Here is a 26,800-nt window from a genome sequence, read left to right on the forward strand (position 1 = left end):
GATGTCTGAACCTTCGCTTTCGCCACTTTCTCATCCTTCCCAGAGGGAGAGCACGACTGTGTTGAAGAACAAGTTCTCGCGAGCCCTGGCGGGCGGTCTCGCGGGTACGGTGGCCGTCCTGACGGCCGGTCTGCTGGTAGCCCCCGCGGCGCACGCCGACGAGATCGGTACCGCCGTGGCCAACCCCGCGCGCGGCGCCGACACCCAGAGCATGGACTTCACGACGAGCGGTCCCTGCCCGGACCCCTCGACCAACATCCTCGTCTACGTCCAGGGCTCCGGCTTCCCGGACGAGGGCCAGAACGTCGTCGGCAACTCTCCGTTCGAGACGTACAACTCGACGGAGAACGGCGGGCTCATCATCCCGCTCACCGAGACGATGCGTGACTACGCCAACGAGGCGGGCTTCAGCACGCTTCAGGGCAAGTACACGTTCACCGTGACCTGCCGCAAGCCGTTCGGTGACACCATCTACGGCGAGTTCAAGTCCTCGATCTGGTTCACGTCCAACACGACGTACCAGAGCACGGACCCGGACGTGAAGACGGCCACGACCACCGCCCTCGCGGTGTCCCCGAACAGCCCGGCGACCGCCGGCACCCCGGTCACCCTGACCGCGACCGTCGGCCCCGCCGGCGTGGCGGGCTCGGTGCAGTTCAAGGACAACGGCGCCGCCCTCGGCACCGCGAAGTCCGTGACGGACGGCACCGCGGCCCTGACCACGAGCAACCTGTCCTCGGGCAGCCACTCGCTGACGGCCGAGTTCACCCCGTCCGACACGGCCTACGCCGCGTCGCAGTCCTCCGCGGTCGACTTCGTGGTGAACGCCGCCCCGGCGACGTCCACCACCACCGCGCTGGCGGTCTCCCCGTCCGGCACGGCGCCGCAGTTCAGCCCGGTCAAGCTGAGCGCCACGGTGGCGCCCGCCGCCGCGGCCGGCACGGTGAAGTTCCAGGACACGGTGGCCGGCAACACCTCCACGCTGGCCACGGTGCCGGTCAACGGTGGTGAGGCCTCCTTCACCACCAGCAGCCTGCCCAAGGGCGACCACGCCTTCTCGGCGACCTTCGTCCCGGCCGACACGGCGGACTACCTCGGTTCGGACTCCGGCGCGATCCCGTACGTGGTCGGTGCCTTCAGCGGTGTCTCCGCCTCCGAGGACATCACCACCACCGTCGAGGCCGGCGCGCTGGCCATCAGCGTGGACAACCCGCACGTCACCCTGCCCTCGCCGGTGCTCAACGCCAACGGTGACCTGCTCACCACCGCGGGCGAGATCAACCCGGTCACGCTGACCGACACCCGCGCCGGCAACCCGGGCTGGTCCGCCAGCGGCCAGGTGACCGACTTCTCCGACGGCGGCACCCACGCCATCAACGGCCAGAACCTCGGCTGGACCCCGAACGTCATCGACCACTCCCCGGCGCAGACCGTCACCGCCGGCACCCAGGTCGATCCGGCGCACGGTGCCGAGCCCACGGACGCGGGCACGGCGGGTCTGAAGTCCTCCCGCTCGCTGGCCATCGGCACCGGGCTCGGCACGGCGCACTTCGGGGCGGACCTCGCCCTGAACGCTCCGACCTCGACCGTGGCCGGTACCTACACCGCGACCCTCACGCTGACGGCCATCTGAGTCGTCCGCAGGTCATGGGGCGGTCCCGCTCGCGGGGCCGCCCCGGGCCGGGACGGGCAGCGATGCCCGTCCCGACTTCCGGCCGCACTCATCCCTCCCGTACTGCCCGCGCCCGAACGGACGACCTGACATGATCACTCGTTCCGCCCGCCGGCTGGCCGCCGTCCTGGCGGCCTGCCTTTTCGCCGTCCTCCCGGCCGCCGAAGCCGCTTCGGCCGCCCCCGCACAGCCGTCGCACGCACGGCCGGCCGCGGACCCCCACGGGCGCACCACCTTCGGCGTCCAGCCTTCGTCCGCGAAGAAGCCCGACGCCCGGCCCAACTTCTCGTACGGCGTGACCCCGGGCGCCGCCGTGCGCGACTACATCGCCGTCTGGAACTACGGCAACGAGCCGCTGACCTTGAACGTGTACGCCGCCGATGCCATCAACACCGCCCAGGGCGGGTTCGACCTGCTCGCGGGCGGCGTCACGTCCAAGGACGCCGGTGCCTGGGTGAAGGTCGGCAAGAGCCGCGTGACCATTCCGCGCCGCTCGAAGGTCATCGTGCCCTTCACCCTGACCGTCCCGGCCACCGTGACCCCGGGCGACCACGTCGCCGGCATTGTCGCGTCGCTGGCGGGAGTCCGCACCGACAAGAAGGGCGACCGGGTCAAGGTCGACCAGCGCGTCGGCGCCCGTGTCTACGTCCGCGTGGCCGGCGAGCTCAAGCCGCAGCTGACCGTGGAGGGCGTGCACACCAGCTACCACGGTACGGCGAACCCCTTCGGCAGCGGCTCCGCCACCATCACGTACACGGTGCGCAACATCGGCAACGTCCGGCTGGGTGCCCGTCAGATCGTGTCGGTCCGCAATCTGTTCGGCGGCACCGCCAAGATCACCGGTGTCGAGGACATGGCCGAGCTGCTGCCCGGCACCGCGCTCACGTTCACCGCCAAGGCCACCGGCGTGCTGCCCACGGTGCGCGACACCGCGACCGTGCAGGTCGACCCGGTTTCCGTGCGCGGGGACATCAAGCACCCTGTGCTGCCTCGTGTGACCCGCACCCAGGGCTTCTGGGCCGTGCCGTGGATCTGGGTGGCCGTCGTGCTGGCCGCCGCTGTCGCCGTCCTGGTCGTCCGGCTCCGCCGCCGTCCGAGCCCGACCGTCCCGATCAGCCGCCCCGCCGCCGGCTCCAAGCGGGCGCCCAAGGCGAAGGCGGCCGCGCCGGTCGCCATGGTGCTCGCCGCGATCGTGAGCTGGGCGGGCGCGCCGAGCGCCGCCGCGGCCGCGCCCGGCGGCCTGTCGGTGTCGCCGCCCCGCGGCTCCGCCGTACAGCCGATCACGCTCACCGCCGCCGCCCCCTGCCCGGCGGCCGCCACGTACGTCATCGTCCGGGTGCACGGTGCCGGTTTCCCCAAGGGCGGCCAGAACGTCGTCGGCAACGCCCCGCTCACCACGTACCCGCAGGGAGTCGGCGGCGGCCTGGCGATCCCGCTCACCTTCACCATGCAGGACTACGCCGCCACCGCCGGCTTCCGCGACCTTCACGGCGCCTACACCTTCACGGCGACCTGCCTCAAGGCGCCCTTCGACGACAAGGGCCTGAGGGACTTCACCGGGTCGGTGCGCTTCGTCTCCAAGGACTCCTACCGCGACGGCACGCAGGCCGAGCCCGAGAACCCCGCCGGGGGCACGCCCGGCGGCGGCCAGGAGGTGCAGGGCATGCAGGGCGGCACGGGCCAGGGCGGTCCCTCCGCCCCCGCCGGCCAGAGCGCGGTGGTGCCGAGCGGCGCGCCGAACGCTTCCGCGGCGCCGAACGCACAAGGCGGCACCACAGGCGGCGCCCCCCTGGTGACCGCGGCCGCCACATCAGGCTCCCACTCCGCGCTCGTCGCATGGTCGCTCGCCGGCTTCGTCGTCGCCTTCCTGGTGGTCGCCTTCGGCGCGACCCAGTGGGCCCGCGGCCGCAGGGCCCTTACCGCCCGCGCCGGTTCGGACGACTGAGCACCTGCCACCACATCAGATGGCCTACGCAAGAGGAGAGAAGATCATGTCCATCAGAAGCCTGTCCCGGCCGGCAGCGGCCGGCCTCGGAGCCCTGGTGCTCGCGTGGGGCGCGGTGGGCCTGCTCGGTGCCTCCGCCGCGCACGCCGAAGTCCTGGGAACGATGACGGTGACCCCGGACCACGGTTCCGACACCAGCGGCATGGCCCTGAGCACCCCCGCCCTCTGCCCGGCGCCCGCGGACTACATCATCCTCTCGGTGAAGGGCACCGGCTTCCCCGCCGAGGGCAAGAACCTTGTGGGCAACTCGCCGGTGAGCACCTACAACCAGACGCCCGACGGCGGCTTCGAGGTCCCCCTGATCATGACGATGCGCGACTACGCCAAGGAGGCGGGCTTCGACACCCTGCAGGGCAAGTACACCTTCACCGTGACCTGCCAAAGGGCCTTCGGCGACAAGACCTACGGCGACTTCACCGCGTCGATCTGGTTCACGTCCAACACCACGTACCAGGACAAGGACCCGGCCGGCCCGACCACGACGCCCAGCACCACGCCGTCCACGACGCCGAGCACCACGCCGAGCACGACGCCCACCACCACGCCGACGGACACGGGGACCCCGACCGACACCCCCGAGCCGACCGACACCTGCGAGCCGACCGACACCGGTGAGCCCACCGACACCACCACCCCGACCGACGATTCCGTGAACGGCGGGACGACGGACGGCGGTTCCACGGACGGCGGTTCCACGGACGGGGGCACCGAGGGCATCTCCACCGACGTGAACGGCGGCGGTTCCGGCGGCGGCTCCCTCGCGGCCACCGGTGCCGACGCGGCCGTTCTCGGCGGTACCGCCGCCGCCTTGGTGGCATCCGGATTCGCCGCGCTGCGCATCGCGCGCCGGCGCGGACTGCTCACCTTCCACGACACCCCGAACGACTGAGGCCGGAGACGACCATGAAGTCCACCACCGCACGCCGCTGCCTGTCGGCCGGCGTCGCCTCCCTGCTCGCCGCCGGCGCGCTCGCCCTCGGCACTCCGGGGGCCAGCGCCGAAGTCCTCGGCACCATGGAGGTCACCCCGTCGACCGGTGCCGACACCACGGGCATGGCCCTGAGCACCCCGGCCCTCTGCCCGGAGCCCGCGACCAACATCATCGTCTCGGTGAAGGGCGCCGGCTTCCCCGCCGAGGGCCAGAACGTCGTGGGCAACTCGGAGCAGGCGATCTACAACGCGACGCCCGACGGCGGCTTCGAGGTGCCGCTCACCGAGACGATGCGCGACTACGCCAACGAGGCGGGTTTCAGCACGCTGCAGGGCCGCTACGACTTCACCCTGACCTGTCGGAAGGCCTTCGGCGACACGACCTACGGCGACTTCACCGCGTCGATCTGGTTCACCTCCAACACCACGTACCAGGACACCCTGCCCCAGGTCGCCACCACGACCGCCCTGGCCACCTCCCCAGCGAGCCCGGTCATCGAGGGTTCGGCCGTGAAGCTCACCGCCACCGTCGCCCCTGCCGGGGCCGCCGGTTCCGTGCGCTTCCTCGACGGCGCGACGCAGATCGGCTCCCCGGTCACCGTGGCGTCCGGCACGGCGTCCCTGAGCACCAGCGCCCTCAAGGTGGGCACCCACTCGCTGAAGGCCGCTTTCACCCCGGCCGACCCGGCGGCGTACGGCGCGTCCACCTCGGCGGCCCGCTCCTTCGTCGTGAAGATCAAGCCCCCGGCGCTCGTGACGGCCGCCAAGGTGACGGGCTCGGCCAAGGTCGCCTCGACCGTGACCTGTTCCGTGAGCTTCCGCGGCGCCAGCACGGTGACCTACGCGTGGCTGCGCGACGGCAAGACGTTCAGCGGGAAGACCGCCAGGACCCTCGGTCTGGCCGCCGCGGACTACAAGCACAAGATCGCCTGCCGTCCGACCGCCGCCAACAGCACCGGCAAGCTCACGGTCACCAGCCCCGCGGTGACCGTGGCCGTCGGCCCGGCCCTGCAGGCCGCCGTCAAGCCCTCGGTCTCGGGCACGGCCAAGGTGGGCAAGCGTGTCACCGCCAAGGCCGGCACCTGGAAGCCCTCGGGCACGTCCTACAGCTACGTCTGGCGGCGTGACGGCCACACCATCAAGGGCGCCACGCACTCGACGTACGTCCTCACCAAGTCCGACCGCAAGCACCTGGTGTCCGTCGTGGTCACCGCGAGGCGGTCCGGTTACACCAACGGCAGCGCCGTGTCCAAGGCGGTGAGAGTGGGATGACCCCACCCGGCACCTCGGCCCCGGTCGCCGAACTCGGCGAACGGCCCGCCGCCCCCTCGGGGGTCGGCGGGCCGTGGGGCCACCCCCCTGTGCCGGAAGCTGAGCCCGAGGCCGGCCGGGCGCGCACGACACGCCCGGCCGCCCCCGGGCTGCGCGTGGCAGGCGCCGCGCTCAGCATCCTGGCGGCACTGCTCCTCGGTTTCGTCGCCGACGTCGGCCTGCTCGGCCACGTCCGGCACGTCCGTGACCGGCAGGTCGACTACGCCGACCTGCGCGGCGAACTCGCCAACGGTGTCGCGCCCGTGGGCGCGGCGCCGCAGGAGGGCATCGAGCCGCTCGCTCCCGGCGTGCCCTTCGCCGTGCTGGAGATCCCGCGGCTGCACCTGCGCGAGGTCGTCGACGAGGGAACCACCGCCCGCACCCTGTCCCGCGGGCTGGGCCACCGCCGCGACACGCCCCTGCCCGGCCAGGCCGGGGTCAGCGTCGTCATGGGGCGCCAGGGCATGTACGGCGGGCCCTTCCGCGACCTGGACGGACTGCACGAGGGCTGGACCATCAAGGTCACCACCGGCCAGGGCACCCACACCTACCGGGTGATCGACGTGCGCCGCGCCGGCGACCCCCAGCCGCAGGCCGTGGCTCAGGGCGGCGGCCGCCTCACCCTGATCACGGCCGACGGCACGCCCTTCATGCCGTGGGGCATCCTGCGCGTCGACGCCGACCTCATCTCTCCCGCCCAGCCCGCCTCGGCGCCCGCCGTCGCCGCGGCCGCCCTGCCGGACGACGAGAAGCCCATGGCCGTCCAGCAGTCCGCCTGGCTGCCCCTGGTGCTGTGGGGCCAGGCCCTCGTGGGCGCGGCGGCCCTGCTCGCCTGGGCCCACGCCCGCTGGGGACGGCGGCACGCCTGGGTCGTGGGTGTTCCCGTGCTCGGCGTGCTCGGCCTCCTCGTCGCGGACAACGCCGCGCTGCTCCTGCCCAACCTGATGTGAGGACCCGTCCGTGACCGAGACCACCATCCCACTCCCGTCGATCCCCGGGAACCACGAGAACGCCGCTGCCGGCGCCACCCTCGAAGCCCACCGCGTCTCCTGCTGGTTCGGCGACCACAAGGTCCTCGAACAGGTCTCCCTGACCATGCCCGCCGGGCAGGTGACCGCCCTCATCGGCCCGTCCGGCTGCGGCAAGTCGACCTTCCTGCGGACCCTCAACCGCATGCACGAACTCGTCCCGTCCGCGTCGCTGGCCGGCGAGGTCCTGCTGGACGGCGAGGACATCTACGCGCCCGGCCGCCGCCTCACCGAGGCCCGCCGCCGTATCGGGATGGTCTTCCAGAAGCCCAACCCGTTCCCGGCGATGTCCCTCTACGACAACGTCACCGCGGGCCTGAAGCTCACCGGGCTGCGCGTGCGCAGCGACGCCAGGGACGACCTCGTCGAGGAGTGCCTCACCAAGGCGGGGCTGTGGAAGGAGGTCCGGTCCCGGCTCCGGCAGCCCGGCGGTGCCCTGTCCGGCGGCCAGCAGCAGCGGCTGTGCATCGCCCGCTCGCTCGCCGTGCGCCCCAAGGTCCTGCTGATGGACGAGCCCTGCTCGGCGCTCGACCCGACCTCCACGCGCCGCATCGAGGAGACGATCCGCGAACTGGCCGACGAGGTCACCATCGTGATCGTCACGCACAACATGCAGCAGGCCGCCCGCGTCTCCGACCAGTGCGCCTTCTTCCTGGCCGAACATGGCACCCCCGGCGGCATCGTGGAGCACGGCCTGACCACGACCATGTTCTCCACGCCCGCCGACCCGCGCACCGCGGACTACGTGGAGGGCCGCTTCGGGTAGGGGAAGGCCATGCCTCCTCAGCCGGTCCGTGGAGTCCTCGCCGTCGTCGGCTCGGCCGCCGGCGGCGTCGAGTCCCTGCGCGACGGCCTCGTGCTGCCCGCCCGCGGCTGGCGGGTGGCGGTCACCCTCACGCCCACCGCCGCCCGCTGGCTGCGCCCCCTCGGCGAGATCGACGCCCTGGAGCGCGCCACGGGCCTGCCGGTGCGCGACGCGCTCCGGCTACCCACCGAGCCCCGGCCCCACCCGGCCGCGGACTGCCACGTGGTGGCGCCCGCGACCGCCGACACCGTCGCCGAACTCGCCCTCGGCATCGGCGACAACCAGGCCCTCACCCAGACCTGCGAGGCTCTCGGCACCCCCGGCGTCCCGGTCGTCGTCCTGCCCGCGGTCAACGCCGCCTATGCCCGGCACCCCGCCTGGCGCCGGCACCTCGCCGCGCTGCGCGAGGCCGGAGTCCACCTCGTCGACGACCCGGCCGCCCACCCGCTCCCCGAGCCCGGCGCGTCCCTCACCGCCCCCGAACTGCCCTGGGCCGCCGTGCTCGACGCGCTGGACCGCGTCACCGGCGGCTGAGCGTGCCAGGGGCGGGTCGGCGGGTCAGACCCCTGTGTCCCGTCGGCCCGCGGTCTCGTAGCGGAGGATGTTCGGCCTGGTTCAGGCCATGGACCTTGCGGGACACCGTCACGCACTCGTTCCACACCCACCGGCACCGCGCCCACTCCGCCTCCAGACCGGCCCGCGCCGTGGACGACGCCCGCAGCCGGAAGGTGTACCGGGTATACCCGGCCCCCTGCTCCGCCGTCGTGCCCCGGAACCTCACAGCCCCCACCGACAGTCAACTCCGCCGCTTCGCGGCTCCGGCCCGAAAACCCACTCCTCCCCGGCCCGAAGGCCCGGGCCTCCCGGGAGAAAACAGGTGATCACTTCCGGACTCCCGGGTACGCGCAGGCCACGGCCCGAGGGCCGTCCGGCTGCGCCGCGTGCTCGCCACTGCCGCGGGCGGGGCCGTAGGCCCGTTCCGTCAGGACGTGGACGCCAGTTCCGCCTCGGCCCAGACGACCTTTCCGCCCGACACCGAGCGCGAACCCCACCGGCGGGACATCTGGGCGACCAGGAAGAGGCCGCGGCCGTTCTCGTCGACGGTGCGTGCGCGGCGCAGATGCGGGGAGCACACATCGGTGTCGAACACCTCGCAGGTCAGGACGTGGTGGTGGATCAGGCGCAGACCGATCGGGCCGGTGCTGTGGCGGACGGCGTTGGTGACCAGTTCGCTGACGATGAGCTTCGTGGACTCCTCGACGCCTTCCAGGCCCCATGCGTCCAGCTGAAAGGACGCCAGATGCCGGGCGCGGCGCGCGGCGGTCTCGTCGCTGGGCAGGGTCCAGGAGGCGACCTGGGCGGGGTTGAGCGAACGGGTGCGGACCAGGAGCAGGGTGACGTCGTCGCACGGCGCCTGGTCCGGGTAGGGCTCCGTCGCGAGGTCGCAGAGGTCCTCCAGGGACCGGCCCGGCTGCGCGAGGGAGGTCCCCAGGCGGTGCATCCCCTCGTCGATGTCGTGGCCGCGGGTCTCGATCAGGCCGTCGGTGTACAGGGCGAGGAGACTTCCTTCGGGCAGTTCCAGTTCCACCGACTCGAAGGGGACCCCCAGCCCGATGCCCAGCGGGGTCCCGGTGGGCAGGTCGGGGAAGGTGACCCGGCCCCGCGGGTCGATGATCGCGGGCGGAGGGTGCCCGGCCCGTGCCATGGTGCACAGGCGGGTGGCCGGGTCGTACACGGCGTACAGACAGGTGGCGCCCACGGCCGCGGGGGTCTCTTCGCCGTCCTCCTCGGCCAGTCGCTGGACGGTGTCGTCGAGGTGGGCCATCAGTTCGTCGGGTGGCAGGTCCATGTCGGCGAGCGTCTGCACGGCGGTACGGAGCCTGCCCATGGCCGCGGCGGCGTGGAGGCCGTGCCCGACCACGTCGCCGACGACCAGCGCGACCCGGGCGCCGGACAGCGGGATCACGTCGAACCAGTCGCCACCGACGCCGTGGTCCATGTCGGCGGGCAGATAGCGGGAGGCCGCCTCGACCGCCGTACCGCCCCGCAGACGGCGCGGGAGCAGGTTGCGCTGGAGGGCGAGGGCCGCGGTGTGCTCGCGGGCGTACTGACGGGCGTTGTCCAGCGACACCGCGGCGCGGCTGACGAGTTCCTCCGCCAGGAGCCGGTCCGCCTCCTGGAACGGGACCGGATCCTCGGTGCGGATGAACACGACCATGCCGAGCACGGTGCGCCGCGCGCGGATGGGCACGATCATCAGCGAGTGCACGCCGTGCTCGTGGACCTTCCGCGTCAGTGCCGGGACCTTGTCGAGCCACAGGCCCGGAGCGGTGTCGAGGATCGGCTCCAGATGGGCCTTGCCGGTGCACAGGACCTCACTGAAGGGCGAGTCGGGCGGTACGGGCACCGGCTCACCGCGCACCCAGACGGACTCAGGGACCCCCCGGTGGATCGAGGCCAGTCCGGCCCGCCGGAAGACGGGACGGCGCTCGCCCATCGGCCCGACGCGGACCGGGGGCCCCTCGCCGAACGGGACCGACTGCTCCAGGTCCACGGCGACGTAGTCGGCGAGCAAGGGCACGGCGAGGTCGGCGAGTTCCTGGCTGGTCTGCATCACGTCCAGGGTGCTGCCAAGACGGGCCCCGGCCTCGCCGAGGACGGCGAGACGCTCGCGCACCCGGCGGCTCTCGGTGACGTCGACGCTGATGGTGCACACGCCGACCGGTTGGCCGTCGGCGCCCTGCAGACAGTGGAACGAGGCCGCGAACGGGTGCTCCGGGCCCAGATTCGTCGGCAGCCACGTCCGGTACTCGTGGACCTTGGTCGCACCGCTCCTGAGCACCTGCCGCATCACTCCCTCGAGTGCTTCGGCCTTGGCGCCGGGCAGCGCATCGATGAACCGGCGTCCGAGCCGGTGGCCCAGGGGGATGCCGTCGTGGTTCTCCATCACCTCGTTCGCCCAGGTGCACCGCAACTGCCGGTCGCGGACGACGATGCCGATCGGCGCGCGGGTCAGCAGCGCCCCCCTCATCGACTTGTTGCTCGCCTTTCCGGACATCGCACCGACGTCGCCCACGGACGCGAGCCAGCGCGTGGTTCCGTCCTGCCCCTGCACCATCGAGAACCGCAGGCCGACGTCGACCGGGCGGCCGTGCCGGTCGTGCACCGCCGTCGTGCCCGGCCAGCCGCTCTCGGCCCGGCACCGCTCGATGAACGCCGGTGTCGTCGGCGTTTCCGCGAAGGAGGGGAGGAGGAGTGCTGCGGACCGCCCGACCACATCGCAGGCCGAATATCCGACGAGCCGCTCGGCGGCCCGCGTCCACGCGACCACCGTGCCCTGCTCGTCGAGCAGTGCGATGGCCGAGTCGGATATTCCGGTCGTGTCCGTGTGGTCACTGAGAGTCAGTGTGTCGGTGCTGGTCATCGCACTTCTCCCTCGAGCGGGTGGGGTGCCTATGGCGGGTTGATATGTCGTATTTCATGTCATTTACGATGTCGACCGGGCAAGGCCCCGATCTGTGACAAAGCGCCGCGGGCGACGCGCGGACGCACATGGAGGCGCGTGGGGATGCGACGAGCAGGGGAAGCAGGGGAAGCCGCGATGGGCGGTTGCGGTTGTCGGGTGCGTGAGAGCGGCTCGTGGTCCCGGGCAGCCGTGCGCCTCAGCCGCGATGTTCGGGGTGCGGGCCGCGGACGTCGCCCTGGGACGTGTGCCGCCGGGCGCGGGCTGCCCACGTCCCACGGCGCAGACGGACGTCCATGAGCACCTGGCGGGCGGTGAGCCGGCCGGACGTGGCGTTGTTGCCGGCGCCGGGCCATGTCGCCGCGCCGGTCAGGTACAGGCCGGGGACCGCCGCGCGGTAGCCGCTGTGACCGGGCATCGGGCGGAAGACGAGGTTCTGGCACAGGTGGTGGCTGCCGGCGACGCTGTCGCCGCCGACCAGGTTGGGATCGGCCGCCTCGAGGTCCTGGGGGCTGTAGGCGGCAGGCAGTGCGTCGCCGCGGCTGCGGGTCGCTCTCAAGGCCGACGTCGACGGCGGTCTGCTGCCGCAAGTCCTGGACACCTACGGCGCCGACGACGCATCCTTGCCGCCCGAGCTGGTCCTCGGAGGGTTCGGCGAGCAGTCGCAGGCACTGCGCGACGGCCTCGCTGACGTGGGACTCGTTCTGTGCCCCTTCGACAGCCGCGGCCTGGACAGCGAGCCGCTGCTGACAGAGCCCGTCCTGGTCGCCCTGGCCGCCGCCGATCCGCTGGCCGCCCGGACCCGGCTGTGCCTGGACGACCTGGCCGACCGCAAGCTCCCCGGAGGCTCCTCGGCCGGCCATGGCCGGCCCGTCGAGCACACCCCTCAGTCCGGGGCGACACGGCCGGCGTCGAACCTGTCGGAGATCTTCAGTCTCGTCGAGACAGGCAGCATCGTGTTCTTCGCGCCCGCCTCGGTAGCCCGACGCTACCCGCGACCCGGCATCTCCTACCGGCCGGTCAGCGACCTCCCGGACGCCACCCTGGCCGTCGCCTGGCCCCAGGACGCGCGTTCACCGGCCGTCGCCGTCGCCGTCGCCGTCGCCGTCTTCGTCCGCGCCGCCTCCACTGTCGCAGCCGCGCAGCACGCTCAGGTAGAACCCCCCGTACAGAGCACCACCATCTGAGCCGCGTCCGCCTCGGCCTGGTGCCACCGACTCCCTCAGCGCACCAGCGACTCCACACAGGCGCCCCCTCGCCGAACTCGACCTGCGCGACCGCGTCCAGATCGCCGACTACGCCTACGACTCGGCATCGTCCGACCTGGCCACAACTCGCCGCCCCAGGCGCAGAAAACGGGGTTCCTGGCTGACCAGGCGCCACGCACGACTCCGGCACCCGAGTCAACCCCCGAAGGACTTGTGCGGGCACTTCAGTTCGCGCTCCAAGGCTGCCAGGAGCTCAGAGGCTTGGGACTCGTCGGCTGTGCCGCCGGTCAGGAGGCGTTGAACAAGGGGTATTGCCCCGTCGCGGCTCATTCCCTGATTGCGCCTCGACGTTCATTGGACCGGTGTGAGGCGCTTGCCGTCGTGTCTGCGGCCATGTGGGCCAGCGCTGTCCAGGGCGTCCAGAAGCCGAACCGCGATGACCTCGGACATGCGCTGTGCGACTTCTTGGGGTGTGAGCCAGCCGACGGCTGTGGGGCGCTGCCGTAGACGTACGTACCGCGCTGTGTGAGTTCGCCTCGCCGCTCGGAAAGCGCGAACGACCTGCGGCACACCTGTCCGACGACATGGCTGAACGCGGGGATCCCGCCGACGCAGGTGGCCGAGTGGGCGGGCAACGGTGTCCCCGTCCTGCTGGCTACCTACGCGCGTTGTATCTCCGGTCAGCTCAGAGATCATCAGAGGCGGATCGAAGCCGGGGGAGACCTCCCCGATCCGGATGAAGATCGCTGAACCGCCGGGAGAACTTCGACACGTATGTGACAGGGCGACCCGCGAAAACCCGGTGACAGCCGGACGGCGTCGGACCACTCTCATGATCACTTGGGGGAGTTCCGGCGCCGCGGCGCTCGCTCCGGCAGCGTCCTGACCTGCAGAAAGCCCCTCCCTGAGGGAGGGGCGCAAGACGTGCCCCCGGCAGGACTCGAACCTGCGGCCAAGCGCTTAGAAGGCGCCTGCTCTATCCACTGAGCTACGGGGGCCGGACGATGGCCGCGACCGAACCCGCCCCTTGGTGTCGACGGTATCCGTGACCTTGCCGGGGACAAGGATAGGGCGCGGCTGATGTGCGGCCGGTTGCTTCGCCTTCATGACACGTTGTGTAGGTTCGGTGAAGCGGTCTGATAATCGCAGGCAGGTACGAATGTCGCACCACTTTTGACGCACCAGTCTGCGGCTGTTGTGCACTCGTTATGCCGCTGTCTCCCGGTCCTCATCTGTCCCGTTGGGACCCTCTTGCGGGCCGAAAGGCGTGAAGTACGCGAAATACGCTTCAAAAACCCACCAAAATGGGGCATTCTTCGTCTGTGGCGATCTTGGACACGAGGCCCGATCTGCTGGACGTGCTCTCCGCGATGCGCGACCGCGTTGACGCCGCGCGCTTTCCTCTCCCGATTCCCGGGGCGGAGCGGGCCCGCCGGACGCGCCGGGAACTGCTCGCGCAGCTCGACGACTACCTGATGCCCAGACTGAGGGCGCCGGAGGCGCCGTTGCTGGCGGTGGTCGGCGGTTCGACGGGCGCGGGGAAATCGACGCTGGTCAACTCGCTGATCGGGCGGCGGGTGAGCGACTCGGGGGTGCTGCGGCCGACAACGCGGACACCGGTGCTGGTGTGTCATCCGGAGGACCGGGCGTGGTTCGCCGATCCACGGGTGCTGCCGGGACTGGCGCGGGCGTGGGCGCCGCGGCCGCGGGCCGCGAGCGACGCGGACGACGGGGGCCGCGAGGCCGACGACGACCATGGCGGCTGCGACGGCCCACTGTGGCTGCGGCTGGAGACCGACGACACCCTGCCGCGCGGACTGGCGTTGCTCGACGCGCCCGACATCGACTCCCTCGTCGTGCGCAACCGCGAACTCGCCGCCGAGCTGCTCTGCGCCGCCGACATCTGGATCCTGGTGACGACCGCGGCCCGCTACGCCGACGCGGTGCCGTGGCATCTGCTGCGTACGGCCAAGGAGTACGACGTCACCTTGGCCACCGTGCTGGACCGGGTGCCGCACCAGATCCTCGACGACGTCTCCGACCACTACGCGGCGCTGCTGGACCGGGCCGGCCTCGGGGACGTACCGCGGTTCACGGTGCCGGAGCTGCCGGAGTCCGCGGGCGGCGGCGGGCTGTTGCCGCACACCGCCGTGGCCGCGCTCGGCAGTTGGCTCGCGCACTGCGCGGAGGACCCGGCCGCGCGGCACCAGGCGGCCCGGCGCACCGCGTCAGGCGTCCTCGGCTCGCTCGACAGCCGGCTGCCGGAACTCGCGGGCGCGTCCGCCGCCCAGCACGCGGCGGCGACGCGCCTGGCCCGGTACGTGGACGACGCGTACGACGCCGCGCAGGACACCTTCGACGAAGCCGTGACCTCGGGGGCCGCGCTCTCCGGTGAGGCGCTGGCGTGCTGGCGCGGTTATCCGGACTGCGGCTCAGGAGCCCTGCAGAGCGCGCTCGCCGAGGGAATGGCGGTCCTGCTGCGCACACGGATCACCGCCGCCGACGAGCGCATCCTGGACGACTGGCGGCGCGACCGCGCGGGCAGCGCCCCGCTGGAGGCCGCGGCCCGTATGCCCGCCGACGAGGGCCTCGAGGACCGCATCGAGGAGACCGTCGCCGACTGGAGCTGGAACCTGGCCAGGATCGCGTACGAGGCCGTGAGTTCCGCGCCCGACGACGTGGATCCCGAGGACGCGGCCGCGCTGCTCGGCGTCGCCCTGCTCGGTGGCCGCGCGGGCGTACCCGCAGGCGAACGGCTCGCCACGCTGGGCGGCGCCCTGGCCGCGCTACGGGCCGGCGACCGGGCGCGCGAGGCACTGGACCGGATCGTCGGGGAACTGCTGGACGCCGAACGCGAGCGCCGCATGCGGCCGGTGGACGCGCTGGACGTCACGGCGGGCCAGCAGGCATCGCTGATCGCGGAGCTCTCCGTGATGCAGAAGTCGTACGCACTGTGGGAGAGGTGAGCGGGTGCTCGCGGAGCGGGTGGACGCGCTGTCGGAACTGCTGGGGCTGTCGCGCACGCGCGTGAGCCCGGAGGCGCTGGACGGCGCCGGGGAACTCCTGGAGCGGGTCGGCGACCGGCGCAGGCTGTCGGCCGACCACACCGTGGTGGCGCTGGCCGGAGCGACGGGCAGCGGGAAGTCGTCGCTGTTCAACGCGCTGACCGGGCTGGACCTCGCGCGGGTCGGCGTGCGCCGGCCCACCACCTCCGAGCCCGTGGCCTGCGCCTGGGACCCGCTGGGCGCGGCCGGGCTGCTGGACCGGCTCGGCATCCCGCCGCGGCACCGGCACGCCCGGCACAGCGTGCTCGACGGCGGGCACGCGGCGGGGGAGGGGGGCGCGGAACACGAGGGGCCCGTCGCACTCGGCGGGCTCGACGGGCTCGTTCTCCTCGACCTCCCCGACCACGACTCGGCGGCGCTGACCCACCGCGACCAGGTGGACCGGCTGCTCACCCTGGTCGACGTCGTCGTGTGGGTGCTGGACCCGGAGAAGTACGCGGACGCGTCCGTGCACGAGCGCTATCTGCGGCCGCTCGCCGGGCACGCCGACGTGACCCTCGTCGTCCTGAACCAGACCGACCGGCTGCCGGGCGACTCCGCGGAACTCGTCCTGGACGACCTGCGGCGCCTGCTGGACGAGGACGGGCTCGCGGTCGGAGAGCACGGCGAGGACGGCGCCATGGTGCTGGCCACCTCCGCGCTGAGCGGCGACGGCGTGCCCGAACTGCGGGCGGCAATCGGGCAGATCGTGGCGGAGCGCGCCGCGGCGGGCCGGCGGCTGTCGGCGGACGTGGACGGGCTCGCCGAACGGTTGCGCCCGCTGTACGTCGCCGAGGGCGCGACGGGCCTGACGGACGCGGCACGCGAGGACTTCGCGATCCGGCTCGCGCAGGCGGTCGGCGCCGCGGCTGCCGGGCGGACCGCCGAACGGGAGTGGATCCGGGCCGCCGACGAGGCGTGCGGGACACCGTGGAGGCGGCTGCCGGGCCTCGTGCGGGGTGTACGGGCCCCGGCCGGTGAGGGGCCGCACGACGTGACGCCGGCCGGACGGCGGCCCGCGCTCGCCGCGTCGCGGGCGGCCGTGGAGGAGGCGGTGCGCATGGTGGCGGCCGACGCGGCCGTCGGACTGCCCGCCCCGTGGGCGCAGGCGGTGCGTGAGGCGGCCCGGCGCGGTGGCGACGCCCTGCCGGAGGCGCTGGACGCGGCGGCGGAGCGTGTCGAGCCGGGAGAACCGGCGCGGCCGGGCTGGTGGTCGGCCGTCGGCACCACGCAGTGGCTGCTGGCGCTGCTGGTGATGGCGGGCACGTTGTGCGGTGCTGCGGCCGCGGCGGGCACCGCGGGCGCGCCGTGGTGGCTGTCGCTGGTGCTGCTGGGTGCCGGGGCGGGCGGCGGGCCCGCACTGGCCCGGGCCGGCTGTTTCGCGGCGCGCGGTCCGGCCCGTCGCCACGGGCAGGCGGCGGAGCGCCGGCTGGCGGACGCGGCGGCCGATTGCGGCCGGGCGGGTGTGCTGGAGCCGGTCGCGGCGGAGCTGCTGCGCTACCGGGAGGTGCGCGAGCAATACGGGGTTCTCGCTGGTCGTCACTTCCGGGTGACGGAGTTGTCCACAACCAGCCGGTAATCCACAGGTTGAATCCGATTTCTCCATGACCGCCGCCTTCGGGGCACGATGGCTGTGTCGCGAGGGCGGCGGCAAAAGGGCCGCCGCCGCGGCACGGAAACAAGGGGGAATCGGTCGTGAGCGAGACGCTGGTCACCGTCGTCGGGAATGTGGCGACCCGGCCGGAATTCAGGAAGACGCCGACAGGCGTGCCGGTCGCCCGGTTCCGGCTGGCCGCCACGGCGCGCCGCTGGGACCGCGAGCGCGGCGGCTGGTCGGACGGTCACACCAGTTTCTACACGGTGTGGGCCTGGCGGGCGCTCGGCGAGCACGTGGTGGCCTCGGTGGGGGTGGGTGAACCACTGCTGGTCCAGGGGCGGCTGAGGGTGCGTGAGGAAGAACGGGACGGGCAGCGCTGGATCTCGGCCGACATCGACGCGGTCGCCGCGGGCCACGACCTGACCCGGGGGACGTCGGCGTTCCGCCGTGTGGTCCTGCCGCGGCCGGAATTGACGCTTCCGCAGCCGGCGCCCGACAGCGGGGAGTCCATGCCGACCGACTCGGCGGCAGCTCTGTCCGGATAATCCCGACAGCGGACATTTCGCGCCCCGAGAACGTGCGAGGATTTATCGACAATCGCGCACTCACACGTACGCGCCGGTAACGATTGCGATTCGAATTCCCGGGCCGCCGTGAATCCTGATGGCTTTGATACGCGTGCTTCCTAGGATCCTTCGGGTACCCCGGCGTTCACGGGGGATCCACAGCTGTTGGCGAGGCACGTGCCCCACGACCGGCCTCGCCCGGAGGGGAATTTCATGTTCACTGTACGGAGGCGGGGAGCTGCCCGTCTTGCCGCCGCGATAGTGGCCTCCGGCCTTATTGCGGTCGGTTCCATAGCCGGCGCCGGGTCCGCTGCGGCGGACGACGCGACCCCCACCGCGGGCGCCAAGGCCACGCTCGGCCATCTGAAGACGTTCGACAAGGCTGTCATTCACGACAAGGGCAAGAACGACAACGTCTCCGCCGGCCTCTTCGAGATGACCGTGGACGGTGGCGGCACCATCCAGACGTACTGCATCGACATCCACAACCCCACCCAGGGCAAAGCCGGCTACAAGGAAGTCTCCTGGGACCAGTCGAGCCTGCACAACAACGACAACGCCGGCAAGATCAACTGGATCCTGCAGCACTCGTACCCCCAGGTGAACGACCTGGCGGCACTCAAGTCCGCGGCCAACCTCAGCGGTGACCTCACGCCGCAGCTCGCCGCCGCCGGTACGCAGGTCGCCATCTGGCGCTTCTCGGACAACGCCGATGTGGACGCGGTGAACCCCGTCGCGGAGGAGCTGGCCGACTACCTCGGCAAGAACGCGCAGTCCCTCGACGAGCCGGCGGCTTCGCTGACCCTCGACCCGCCGGCCGTCTCCGGCAAGGCCGGTGACCTGCTCGGCCCGATCACCGTCCACACCAACGCCGCCAGCGTCACGGTGACCCCCGCGCCGAGCACACCCGCCGGTGTGAAGATCACCGATAAGAACGGCCAGGAGGTCAGCACCGCCAAGGACGGCGACGCGCTGTACTTCGACGTCGCCGCCGGCACCCCGGACGGCACCACGTCCCTGATCGCCTCCGCCAACACCAAGCTCCCGGTCGGCCGTGCCTTCACCGGCATCGACACCACCACGCAGGTCCAGATCCTGGCGGGCTCCAGCGACAGCACCGTCACCGCCTCGGCGACCGGTACCTGGGCCGCCAAGGGCCCGATCCCGGCGGTCTCCGCCGAGGTCGACTGCGACAAGAACGGCGTCGACGTCACCGCCACCAACGAGGGCGACCAGCCGTTCACCTTCACGCTCTCCGGCAAGGAATACACGATCGAGGCCGGCAAGTCCGAGACCGTGACCGTCCCGGTGGACGAGGACCAGGCGTACAAGGTCACCATCACGGGCCCGAACGGCTTCGAGAAGACCTTCGAGGGCGTCCTCGACTGTGACACCGCCGGCTCCGGCGGCACCACCACCCCCTCCTCCTCGCCCAGCCCGGCCTCGGCCGGCGGCTCCAGCGAGGGCACCGCCGACACCGGCTCCGCCACCGGCGGCGACCTCGCCGAGACCGGCTCCAGCAGCGCCACCCCGATCATCGCGGGCATCGCGATCGCACTGGTCGTCATCGGCGGCGGCGCGGTCTTCTTCCTCCGGAAGAAGAAGCCGGCTGCTCCCGCCGAGTGAACTGACTGACCGGCTCCGGCCGTAGTCCCACCCCCAGGGGGCGGAGGTCACCGACCTCCGCCCCCTGGGCTTCTCCCCGACCCTTCGCGGAACCCTCACCCCGGGGGGGGGCGGCGTCTGTGCCTTCGGCACAACGGCAGGAAGGGCGGGGGACGAACGCCATGGTCGAGGGACGCAGACGGTGGCTGTGGGCCACGTTGGGGATCATCGGGGTCGGGGTCGCAGTCCTGGCCCGGATCGCCAAGGTCGTAGCCGTGTGGCGCAATGACGAGGGGCCTGCACGTCCTGCCACCGTGCGGCCGGTGCCGGGAGTTCATGCGCCAGATCGCCCCGGCGAACCTGGACACGGAAGTGATCCTCGGACGCGCCAGGACGGCGAAGCTCCGTGATCTGCTGCCCGCCCACGAGTGGCCCGGTCCGCTGGACTGACCTCGTGGTCGCCCTCCTGTCAGCGCAGTTGCTCGGCCAGTCCGACGATGATGCCCTCAGGGCCGCGGAGGTAGCAGAGCAGATAGCTGTCCTCGAACCGGGCGATCCCGCCGAGGAGTTCGGCGCCGTGAGGGCGCAGGCGGGCAACGGTGTCCTCGATGTCGTCGACGGCGAACATGACGCGGTGCGTGCCCAGAATGTTGTGCGGCCGGTTGCGCGGCTCCGCGCTGATCGCCGCGGGGCTCCGGTACTTCGCCAGCTCGAGCCGGCTGTGACCGTCCGGGGTCCGGACCATCGCGATGTCACAGTGGACGCCGTCGAGTCCGGTGCACTGGTCGGCGACGAGCCCTTGGACCTCCGCCCGGCCCTCCAGTTCCATTCCGAGTTCCACGAAGAACGCGATGGCGGCATCCATGTCCTCGACGACGATGCCGACGTTGTCCATCCGCTGAATCGCCATGCTGGTTTCTCCTTCTTCCTCGTGTGGCCGGTGGTGGCCGCTGGTGTCCCTGGGACGGAGCCGGTGGCACGTTCTCGACATCCGTCGCGCCTCGGGTGAGATTCATCAGGATGTGTCAACCCACCGCCGGCGCGATGAGAACGGCTCCCACGAAGGCCCGCGCCGTGGCCCCTGCCCGGGCGTGCCTGCTGCTGGAGTGACGGTGAGTGGTGCGTCGGAGAGGCGGTAGCGCGTCGCGGCCCGGCCACCTGCTGGCCGCCTGCGGGCCGGATGAGGCGGGCCAAGGGCGACCGACATCGACAGATCGACTACCTGTGGCTCTTGAGAGTTCGCAGGTCACGGGGCTCCCGAACTACTGGTTTCCGCCCGGGGGTGGCGGTCAGGCAAGATGGGGTGTTTCTTGCCGGGGGAGGGCATGAAAAGGCCCCTCACCAGCAGGTTTTCCGCCGACGAGGGGCCGTGTCATGCCGCTTGGGCCGTCCCTGGGCCGTCGTGGCTTCTGCTGGCGGCCCGGTACATGGCGCTGATGGCCCTGCGAGTTCGTTCCTCGCTGCTGGGCATGAGGTGCGTGTAGACCCGCAGGGTGAAGCCGGGGTCTGAGTGGCCGAGGTACAAACTCAGAGCCTTGATGTTCTCGCCGGCGTCCAAGAGCACCGAGGCATAGAAGTGCCGGAGCGCGTGCATGCCGTGCTCACGGGCCGCCGCGTAGCGCTTGCCCCGCTCCGGAGCGGCGATGATGCCGGCAGCGGCGAGGGCAGGTTTCCACACCTGGTCGTTGAAGGCGTTGCTCCACAGCGCGTGTCCGGCCGGTCCGGTGAACACGAGCTTCTTGCTGACCTTGGGCCCGTCCGGCGTCAGCCACGGCAGGGTGACCTCGACCGGCGGGAACCGCTTGACGTGGTGCGCGAGTGCTGCCGCGACCTCCGGGTCAAGAGGCACGTCTCGCAGCTTGCCGCGCTTTGGAGGGGCGAAGACGAGCGTGCCGCGGATCTTTTTCACCTGCTGCCGGACGTAGAGCCAGCCGGTCGGGAAGCTCAGGTCCTCGACGGCGACACCGAAGATCTCACCTTGCCGCAGCCCGGCACCCCCGCCGAGGTCGGCCATCGCTTGGTACCGCTCCGGCAGTCCCGCACGCACGCCGAAGACCTGCTCAACCGTCCAGGGCCGCACCCGCGACGGTGCAGGTTGAGGGGCCTTGACCGACTGGGCGCGGCACGGGTTCTTGACCAACAGGCCGTCGTCAACGGCGGCATTGAGCACCGAGGAGACAGCGTCGAAGATCAGCCGCCGGTATGAGGCCACGGGCAGGGCGTCCTCCAACTGCTTGAGCCACTCGCGGATGTGCTCCGGTTGGAACGAGCCGAGCGGACGCGGGCCAAGGTGGGGGAAGGCGTGAAGCCGAAGCCGCCCCTCCACAGCCGCGCGGCTGGCAAGGTCCGTCGTGAGGGCGTCCAACCACTTTTCCCCGTATTGCCGGAAGGTGATCCGGGCTGCCTGCGGATCTACGTACTGACCGCGGGCCATATCCGCTTCGATCTGTGTGAGCCACTGGTCGGCGAGCCGCTTTTGCCTGTCGGGGAAGCTCTTGGACTTCTCGGTGCCGTCCGGGCCGACGTAGCGGGCGCGGTAGCGCAGACCGGAGCCGTGACGGTCAGTCTTGACTCTGACGGTCTTGCCGTCCGGTGCGGTCTCGGTCCGGTACCAGCGGTCTTGGATGTGTCCGGCCATCAGGCAGCCTCACCTTCCATCAGGCCGGCGATCCAGCGGCGGACGTCTTCGGGGTCGTAGCGCAGGTGCCGGCCGACCCGGAAGCCGCGGGGACCGGTGCCTTTGCGGCGCCACTGGTAGACGGTCTCCAGCGGTACGCCCACGAGGTCGGCCAGGTCGGTCGGGGTCAGGAAGCGGGCAGGGAGCGAGCGGGCCACGGTCACCACTCCTCTCCCGCGTCAAGGTCGGCGCGCGCTTCCCGTGCCGTGTCGCGGTTGGTTTGGATGTCGCGGTGGATGGTGGCGGCGAGCCAGGATTCGCCGGGGGTGTGTCCGTGGCCGGCGTAAGTCCAATGGGCGAGGACGAGGGTGGTGGCTTCCGGGGAGTCGTCGGGGTCGGGGAGGCCGAGGGCTTCGCGTTGTTGGGCGGCGCGGTAGTCGGCGCGGACCTGGCGTAGTGCGCCGAGGGTGGTGGAGTAGCGGCGGGATTTGGTGGAGAAGTGGCCGCGGAAGCCGAGCATGTGGGCCCAGTCGAGGAGCTTGCGGTCGGGGTAGAGGCGGTGGAGGTCGAAGCAGGCTTCGATCAGGCGGCGCGGGTGCGTGGGTACGCCGAGGAGTTCGAGGGCTTCGCGGTTGCCGACTCGGCGGTCGACGGTTCCGGTCGTTTCTGCGGCTTTGGTGGCGTACTTGGCCACGTAGGAGGCGACGGCCTGTTCGGTCAGCTCCCCGTCCGTGCCGGCGTCGGCAGAGCGGATGGGCTGGACATCGAGCTGTGTGCCCCAGCCGAGGGTGCGGGCCGGGTAGTCGCCGGCAGCCGGGACCGGGACCCCGACGCGGCGGGCAGCAGCCCGGATAGCGTCGGTGAGCATGTCGAGGGTCGCCCACGGCGGCGGCGGGGAGTCGGGTCCGTCCGGTCCATCGAAGCGGACGACGGCGTGGAAGTGGACGGCGCCGCGGCGCTGGTATTCGGCGACCTTGCCGAAGGAGACCCGGCACTGTTCGCGGGCGGCTTTCTGGGTCAGGCCGGCGCGGGCGGCGATCTCGCGGCGGAGGTAGATGGTGAAGTACCGCCACAGGTCGGAGGCGTGGTTGTTCCACAGCACCGCCCCCGCATAGTCGTAGCCGTCCGGGTCTAGGGGCGTGCCTAACGCCGCGTCGTCCTCACGGTGAGCTGCACCGCAGCGGCAGCGGCCCGACGTCGGGCGGTTGTGGACGGGGCCGAAGGACGGGGCGGTGAGGGTGGCAAACACCTTCGGATGCACCCGCACGGTCTCGGGGGTGCCCTTGGTGGGGTCGCCGACGAGGCCGGCGCGGATGAGGTGGTAGGTGTCGCCGGCGTAGGTCCAGGCGCAGGCGGGGCAGCGGGAGGCGCGGCGGTTGCCGCAGGCGACGCGGAGCCGGCCGCCGGGTTCGGTGTCGGTGGAGTACGAGTGGAGGACCTGCCCGGTGGCCCGGTCGAGGGTTTTGGTGTAGCCGGTCAGGTGGATGGGGTCGGAGCAGCCGCCGGTGCGGCGGATTTGGTCTTGCCAGCGGTCGAAGCCGTCCGACCCGGCCACCCGCAGCAGATCGTGCAGGGTGGCCGGGTCCAGGCCCGCCGCGGTGGCGGTGTCGGTCAAGTCGCTCACCTCCCGATCCGAGCCAGAACTCCGGCAGCGGTACGGGTGGTGTGGCCGGTTCCCTGGCAGGCGGAGCAGGCGACGCGGAGCGTGGCGCGGGATCCATCGGTCAGGCGGGTGCCGGTGGTGATGGCGACGACGGGGAAGCCGTCGCAGTCGCGGCAGACCGGCCGGTTCAGGGCGTGCTGGGGCATGATGAGGGAGTCCTTTCGGGTCCGTTGGATCGAGAAGGGGCGCAGGCTTCCGGAGCGGCGGATGCTTGGCGGCTGAGTGCCGCTCCGGGGGCCGTTCAGCGTTTGCGCGCGAGGTTGATCGAGACGCTGGCCCCGCCCACGGTGGGGATGGCCGCGGCGGCAGCGGCGGCGATCGTCTGGAGGGCGAAGGCCAGGACGACGATGACCAGGGCGGTGCCGGCGCTGACCGTGAGGGTGAGCAGGATCTTTCCGGCGTAGGAGGGCGGGGCGGCCTGGATGACGACGACATGGCCGGGGTGGACGCCGGGCGGGATCAGTTCGGACGGGCGGTGGTTGGCCCGGAGCTGTGCGTCGGGGTAGCGCACGGTGGGTCATCTCCTTTCAGGGCTGGCAGCGGTGGGTGCGGGCGGCGAGTTCGGCGCCGGAGCGGTCGCGGTAGTCGGTAGAGAAGCCGCAGCCGGGCGCGGTGCAGGCGGCGGAGTGGCGGGTGCGTCCGCGGCCGTCGTGGTAGCTGCCGACCCTCACGGGGCCGATGCGGATCACGTCGTAGAAGCGGTTCGGACGGGACACGGCGGTCAGTCCTCCTGTCCGGTGAAGTCGTCGGCGTGGTCGGTGAGCCACTGCCTGATCTCGGGGTGTTCGTCGTCGGTGGCCTGGTTGATCGCGGCCTCACCCATGCGCATGCCGTCGACCAACCGGTTAGCGCGAGTGAGTTCGGCGGAGCGTTCCAGGGCGGCGCGGATGTGCGGACGCATCGTGGTGTCCTCCTGTCAGGTGAGTTGGGCGGCGATCACATCGGCCAGGGCCGGCGGGACGCCGAGGCGGGTCCGCAGGGTCGCGGTGTCGATCGGGGACCCGGTGGTGGCGTGGTGCGTGTCGGCGACCTTCCGGGCATGCGCCAACAGGGCAGGCGGGACCGAAGGCGAGGACACTGGCGCCGGTACGGGAACGGTCTCCGGCTGCGTAGCGGCGGGGAGCTCGGGCGTGGGGTCGGGGGCCCGTTCGACGGTGACCTGTGGGGCCGGTTCCGGAACCGGGGCGGTGTCGGGTACCGCGACGTCCTGAGTGACCGCGGCGGGTTCGGGTGTCGGTGTGGGGGTGTGGGCGAGGAGGGTGCCGCCGAGGAAGGCCAGGGCGGGCCAGCCGGCGACGAGGATGCGCAGCCAGGCCGGGACGGCGTTCATGTCGAGCAGTCCCGCGGTGGAGACGTTCGCGCCCAGCGACGCGGTCAGGGCGATGACGAACCAAGTCCACGCCGCGCGGGCCGGGCAGTCAGCAGCCCGCAGGATGCGCATGCGGCGCCAGGCGGCGACCAGGAGCAGATCGACGGAGACGGGGTAGGCCCAGGCTTTCCAGCCGTGTTGGCCGGCGGCTTCGGCGATGTCGTGCAGGTGGGCGAAGGACAGCGCACCGGCGATCACGGCCTGAATCAGCACCGGGTCGAAGCGGTTGGGGCGGGACACCGGGTCACCTCCTTTCGGGTTGGTCCCGGGGCCGGGCGGGGAACGAGTTCTCCAGCCGCCCGGCGCCGTGGCGTTGAGGGTCGTCAGGACGGGGCGGTGCCAGTGCCGAAGCAGGTCAGGCACAACGCGGCCTGCCGGTCACCGGTCTCACGGCCCTTGCGGGAGCCGACGCGGACGGTCTCGGTGATCTCGCCGTCCTGGCAGTCCGGGCACTTCGGCGGTTCGGTGGTGGCCGGGCGGCGGGCGGTGGTCTTGCGAGCAGCCATTACGGATCACTCCTTCCGGGCTTTGGCATGGGTGGGGTAGGGACCTGGCGGGAGGCGGTCACGCCAACCGGGGTGCGGGGAGTGCGGGTTATTCGGTGACCGGACGGGGCCGGGCCAGCGGCACCACATCGGCCGGAGCAGCGATCTCCGGGACAACCGGCCGGAACGGCGCCAGAGCCGGCAGATCGGGGACCAGGTGAGCGTGTGCCCGGCAGACCGCGGCGGTCTCGGTGATCGAGGTCAAGGGGGTGCGGATGTGGGTCCAGCCGCCGGAGGCATCCCCGGCGACCGCGACCCCGGGCCGGTCGGCAGCGATAGCGGTTGCGGCGTGCATGGCCTCAGGTGAGATGTCGCCCAAGCCCATTTCGGCGGTCTGCTTGTCGTTGACCCGGTGGACCACGCGGCCGGTGAGCTGCGCGCGGAGCATGGTGGCGCCCTTGCCGAGCTCGGCCCCGAAGCGCTGCCCGCAGATCTCCAGGTAGATGCCGACCGCGCGGGACATCTGCGCGAGCCGGATCAACTGGGTGACCATGCGGTCCCGGCGTTCCTCATCCTTCTTCGTCGCCGTCAAGAACAGCTCAGCCACCTCGTCCACGAGGACGACGACCGGGACCGGCCGCACGCTCTCGGGAAGGCCCCAGATGTCGGACGTGATCTCCCCGTTCGGCGTCGACAGGGCCGTTCCTTGATACTCCTTGAGCAAGTCGAACCGGGCTTCCATCTCCCCCACCAGCGCGTCCAGCAGGCCCGCGGCTTGGTCAGGGTCGGTGGCCAGGGCCGACAGGCGCGGCGCATACGGGGTCTGTTCCACCCCGCGCTTGCAGTCGATCCCCACCAGCGCCACCGGGAGCTTGGCGAGTTGCTTGATCAGGTTGCGCTGATACATCGACTTACCCGACTGATTCGCCCCGAGCGTGAGGGCGTGCGGGATCTCCCGGTAGTTCCGGGCGAACGCGGTCCCGTCCTCCCGCAACGCCACCGGCACCACCATGGGACCGGACGGCAGGCGGCGCGGCATCCGCACCGTGCGAAGGACGTCGTAGCCGGTCATGCGCAGCTCGACCACGCCGGGCTTGATCTCGGCCACGTGGACCGCGTGGACTCCCCAGGCGTGCCGGAGCCGATTGGAGGCAGCGGCGACGTCGTCGGGTTCCAGGCCGGCGGGGAGCCGGAGACGGACCCGCATGCCGGTGGCGGAGCCGGCGACGCGGCGGATCTTCGGCGGGACCGGCTGCACCTCACGACGGGCCAGGTTGCGGACCATGAACGCCCGCAGCCGGGACGGGGCCACCGTCAGCCCGCACACATCCATCGTGGAGGCGTAGGTGAAGTGAGAAGCGGTCCGCAAACCGTGGCCTGCGTTTGGAAGTTGGACGTGCGTTCGCCCTTGGTTCCTGGTTCGAGTGATCCC

25 protein-coding genes, 1 tRNA gene and 1 pseudogene are annotated in these 26,800 nt (G+C 71.8%); 12 read left to right on the top strand and 15 right to left on the bottom strand.

Going from position 1 to position 26,800, the window contains the following annotated elements; translation table 11 throughout:
* Positions 1-58 precede the first annotated feature (58 nt).
* The 7 genes from RV983_RS23540 to RV983_RS23570 all read left to right on the top strand — a co-directional run bounded on the left by RV983_RS23540 (position 59) and on the right by RV983_RS23570 (position 8,285).
* Positions 59-1,633, top strand: coding sequence for an Ig-like domain-containing protein (locus tag RV983_RS23540; RefSeq protein WP_475987718.1), 1,575 nt, complete (start codon positions 59-61; stop codon positions 1,631-1,633).
* A 130-nt stretch (positions 1,634-1,763) separates the two neighbouring features.
* The gene (locus tag RV983_RS23545) at positions 1,764-3,617 is read left to right on the top strand and encodes a hypothetical protein (RefSeq protein ID WP_475987719.1); all 1,854 of its coding nucleotides are present in this window, start codon (positions 1,764-1,766) and stop codon (positions 3,615-3,617) included.
* A gap of 46 nt (positions 3,618-3,663) precedes the next feature.
* Complete coding sequence (locus RV983_RS23550) at positions 3,664-4,566, top strand: hypothetical protein (RefSeq protein ID WP_475987720.1); 903 nt, start codon at positions 3,664-3,666, stop codon at positions 4,564-4,566.
* Between the two features lie 14 nt (positions 4,567-4,580).
* Positions 4,581-5,879, top strand: coding sequence for an Ig-like domain-containing protein (locus tag RV983_RS23555; protein WP_475987721.1), 1,299 nt, complete (start codon positions 4,581-4,583; stop codon positions 5,877-5,879).
* Positions 5,876-6,868 (top strand): sortase, encoded by a 993-nt coding sequence (locus RV983_RS23560; RefSeq protein ID WP_475987722.1) that lies wholly within the window; start codon positions 5,876-5,878, stop codon positions 6,866-6,868. Before RV983_RS23555 ends, RV983_RS23560 begins: the two co-directional genes overlap by 4 nt.
* A 40-nt stretch (positions 6,869-6,908) precedes the next feature.
* Positions 6,909-7,712 carry a phosphate ABC transporter ATP-binding protein gene (locus RV983_RS23565; RefSeq protein ID WP_475990433.1) on the top strand — a complete coding sequence of 268 codons (804 nt, stop codon included), beginning with the start codon at positions 6,909-6,911 and terminating at the stop codon, positions 7,710-7,712.
* A gap of 9 nt (positions 7,713-7,721) precedes the next feature.
* The gene (locus RV983_RS23570) at positions 7,722-8,285 is read left to right on the top strand and encodes a flavoprotein (RefSeq protein WP_475987723.1); all 564 of its coding nucleotides are present in this window, start codon (positions 7,722-7,724) and stop codon (positions 8,283-8,285) included.
* A gap of 448 nt (positions 8,286-8,733) precedes the next feature.
* Here RV983_RS23570 and RV983_RS23575 read toward each other — a convergent pair whose 3' ends face one another.
* Both RV983_RS23575 and RV983_RS23580 read right to left on the bottom strand, forming a co-directional pair.
* Complete coding sequence (locus tag RV983_RS23575; protein ID WP_475987724.1) at positions 8,734-11,175, bottom strand: SpoIIE family protein phosphatase; 2,442 nt, start codon at positions 11,173-11,175, stop codon at positions 8,734-8,736.
* A 238-nt stretch (positions 11,176-11,413) separates the two neighbouring features.
* Positions 11,414-11,773 carry a hypothetical protein gene (locus RV983_RS23580; protein ID WP_475987725.1) on the bottom strand — a complete coding sequence of 120 codons (360 nt, stop codon included), beginning with the start codon at positions 11,771-11,773 and terminating at the stop codon, positions 11,414-11,416.
* A gap of 22 nt (positions 11,774-11,795) precedes the next feature.
* Here RV983_RS23580 and RV983_RS23585 point away from each other — a divergent pair, with 22 nt between their 5' ends.
* On the top strand, positions 11,796-12,401 hold the full coding sequence (locus tag RV983_RS23585) for a LysR substrate-binding domain-containing protein (protein WP_475990434.1): 606 nt from the start codon (positions 11,796-11,798) through the stop codon (positions 12,399-12,401).
* 372 nt (positions 12,402-12,773) lie between these two features.
* Here the strand turns inward: RV983_RS23585 and RV983_RS23590 are convergent.
* Positions 12,774-12,917, bottom strand: a pseudogene (locus tag RV983_RS23590) (NUDIX hydrolase); the annotation flags it as partial.
* Positions 12,918-13,347: 430 nt separating this feature from the next.
* A tRNA-Arg gene (locus tag RV983_RS23595) sits at positions 13,348-13,420 on the bottom strand.
* A 333-nt stretch (positions 13,421-13,753) separates the two neighbouring features.
* Between RV983_RS23595 and RV983_RS23600 the strand changes: the two genes are divergently transcribed.
* From RV983_RS23600 to RV983_RS23615, 4 genes are all read left to right on the top strand, one after another.
* Positions 13,754-15,388, top strand: a complete 1,635-nt coding sequence (locus RV983_RS23600) for a dynamin family protein (RefSeq protein WP_475990435.1) — start codon at positions 13,754-13,756, stop codon at positions 15,386-15,388.
* A gap of 4 nt (positions 15,389-15,392) precedes the next feature.
* A complete protein-coding gene (locus tag RV983_RS23605; protein ID WP_475987726.1) occupies positions 15,393-17,045 on the top strand; it encodes a GTPase in 1,653 nt (550 codons plus the stop codon).
* A gap of 116 nt (positions 17,046-17,161) precedes the next feature.
* Entirely contained in the window at positions 17,162-17,608 is a 447-nt protein-coding gene (locus RV983_RS23610; protein WP_475987727.1) for a single-stranded DNA-binding protein, read from the top strand.
* A 234-nt stretch (positions 17,609-17,842) separates the two neighbouring features.
* Positions 17,843-19,255, top strand: coding sequence for a Cys-Gln thioester bond-forming surface protein (locus tag RV983_RS23615; protein ID WP_475987728.1), 1,413 nt, complete (start codon positions 17,843-17,845; stop codon positions 19,253-19,255).
* 448 nt (positions 19,256-19,703) lie between these two features.
* Here RV983_RS23615 and RV983_RS23620 read toward each other — a convergent pair whose 3' ends face one another.
* The 11 genes from RV983_RS23620 to RV983_RS23670 form a co-directional block, all read right to left on the bottom strand.
* Positions 19,704-20,144 (bottom strand): VOC family protein, encoded by a 441-nt coding sequence (locus tag RV983_RS23620; protein ID WP_475987729.1) that lies wholly within the window; start codon positions 20,142-20,144, stop codon positions 19,704-19,706.
* Between the two features lie 462 nt (positions 20,145-20,606).
* Positions 20,607-21,872: a tyrosine-type recombinase/integrase gene (locus RV983_RS23625; RefSeq protein WP_475987730.1), complete on the bottom strand. Its 1,266-nt coding sequence runs from the start codon at positions 21,870-21,872 to the stop codon at positions 20,607-20,609.
* Complete coding sequence (locus tag RV983_RS23630; protein WP_475987731.1) at positions 21,872-22,069, bottom strand: helix-turn-helix transcriptional regulator; 198 nt, start codon at positions 22,067-22,069, stop codon at positions 21,872-21,874. Before RV983_RS23630 ends, RV983_RS23625 begins: the two co-directional genes overlap by 1 nt.
* Positions 22,070-22,071: 2 nt before the next feature.
* Entirely contained in the window at positions 22,072-23,466 is a 1,395-nt protein-coding gene (gene repSA, locus RV983_RS23635) for a replication initiator protein RepSA (protein WP_475990436.1), read from the bottom strand.
* 5 nt (positions 23,467-23,471) lie between these two features.
* Complete coding sequence (locus RV983_RS23640) at positions 23,472-23,660, bottom strand: hypothetical protein (RefSeq protein WP_475987732.1); 189 nt, start codon at positions 23,658-23,660, stop codon at positions 23,472-23,474.
* Positions 23,661-23,755: 95 nt separating this feature from the next.
* Positions 23,756-24,025, bottom strand: coding sequence for a hypothetical protein (locus RV983_RS23645; protein ID WP_475987733.1), 270 nt, complete (start codon positions 24,023-24,025; stop codon positions 23,756-23,758).
* Positions 24,026-24,041: 16 nt separating this feature from the next.
* Complete coding sequence (locus RV983_RS23650) at positions 24,042-24,230, bottom strand: mobile element transfer protein (protein WP_384290315.1); 189 nt, start codon at positions 24,228-24,230, stop codon at positions 24,042-24,044.
* A gap of 5 nt (positions 24,231-24,235) precedes the next feature.
* The gene (locus RV983_RS23655; protein WP_475987734.1) at positions 24,236-24,415 is read right to left on the bottom strand and encodes a hypothetical protein; all 180 of its coding nucleotides are present in this window, start codon (positions 24,413-24,415) and stop codon (positions 24,236-24,238) included.
* A 15-nt stretch (positions 24,416-24,430) separates the two neighbouring features.
* Positions 24,431-25,123 carry a DUF2637 domain-containing protein gene (locus RV983_RS23660; RefSeq protein WP_475987735.1) on the bottom strand — a complete coding sequence of 231 codons (693 nt, stop codon included), beginning with the start codon at positions 25,121-25,123 and terminating at the stop codon, positions 24,431-24,433.
* Positions 25,124-25,206: 83 nt separating this feature from the next.
* The gene (locus RV983_RS23665) at positions 25,207-25,389 is read right to left on the bottom strand and encodes a hypothetical protein (RefSeq protein ID WP_475987736.1); all 183 of its coding nucleotides are present in this window, start codon (positions 25,387-25,389) and stop codon (positions 25,207-25,209) included.
* Between the two features lie 88 nt (positions 25,390-25,477).
* Positions 25,478-26,701, bottom strand: coding sequence for an FtsK/SpoIIIE domain-containing protein (locus tag RV983_RS23670; protein WP_475990437.1), 1,224 nt, complete (start codon positions 26,699-26,701; stop codon positions 25,478-25,480).
* Between the last annotated feature and the right edge of the window lie 99 nt (positions 26,702-26,800).

The sequence above is a fragment of the Streptomyces sp. RLA123 genome (assembly GCF_056270165.1).

Coding starts and splice junctions, on each gene's coding strand:
- RV983_RS23545 (WP_475987719.1), top strand. CDS start 1,764: ATGATCACTCGTTCCGCCCGCCGGCTGGCCGCCGTCCTGGCGGCCTGC.
- RV983_RS23550 (WP_475987720.1), top strand. CDS start 3,664: ATGTCCATCAGAAGCCTGTCCCGGCCGGCAGCGGCCGGCCTCGGAGCC.
- RV983_RS23555 (WP_475987721.1), top strand. CDS start 4,581: ATGAAGTCCACCACCGCACGCCGCTGCCTGTCGGCCGGCGTCGCCTCC.
- RV983_RS23560 (WP_475987722.1), top strand. CDS start 5,876: ATGACCCCACCCGGCACCTCGGCCCCGGTCGCCGAACTCGGCGAACGG.
- RV983_RS23570 (WP_475987723.1), top strand. CDS start 7,722: ATGCCTCCTCAGCCGGTCCGTGGAGTCCTCGCCGTCGTCGGCTCGGCC.
- RV983_RS23575 (WP_475987724.1), bottom strand. CDS start 11,175: ATGACCAGCACCGACACACTGACTCTCAGTGACCACACGGACACGACC.
- RV983_RS23615 (WP_475987728.1), top strand. CDS start 17,843: ATGTTCACTGTACGGAGGCGGGGAGCTGCCCGTCTTGCCGCCGCGATA.
- RV983_RS23620 (WP_475987729.1), bottom strand. CDS start 20,144: ATGGCGATTCAGCGGATGGACAACGTCGGCATCGTCGTCGAGGACATG.
- RV983_RS23625 (WP_475987730.1), bottom strand. CDS start 21,872: ATGGCCGGACACATCCAAGACCGCTGGTACCGGACCGAGACCGCACCG.
- RV983_RS23640 (WP_475987732.1), bottom strand. CDS start 23,660: ATGCCCCAGCACGCCCTGAACCGGCCGGTCTGCCGCGACTGCGACGGC.
- RV983_RS23655 (WP_475987734.1), bottom strand. CDS start 24,415: ATGCGTCCGCACATCCGCGCCGCCCTGGAACGCTCCGCCGAACTCACT.
- RV983_RS23665 (WP_475987736.1), bottom strand. CDS start 25,389: ATGGCTGCTCGCAAGACCACCGCCCGCCGCCCGGCCACCACCGAACCG.
- RV983_RS23670 (WP_475990437.1), bottom strand. CDS start 26,701: ATGGATGTGTGCGGGCTGACGGTGGCCCCGTCCCGGCTGCGGGCGTTC.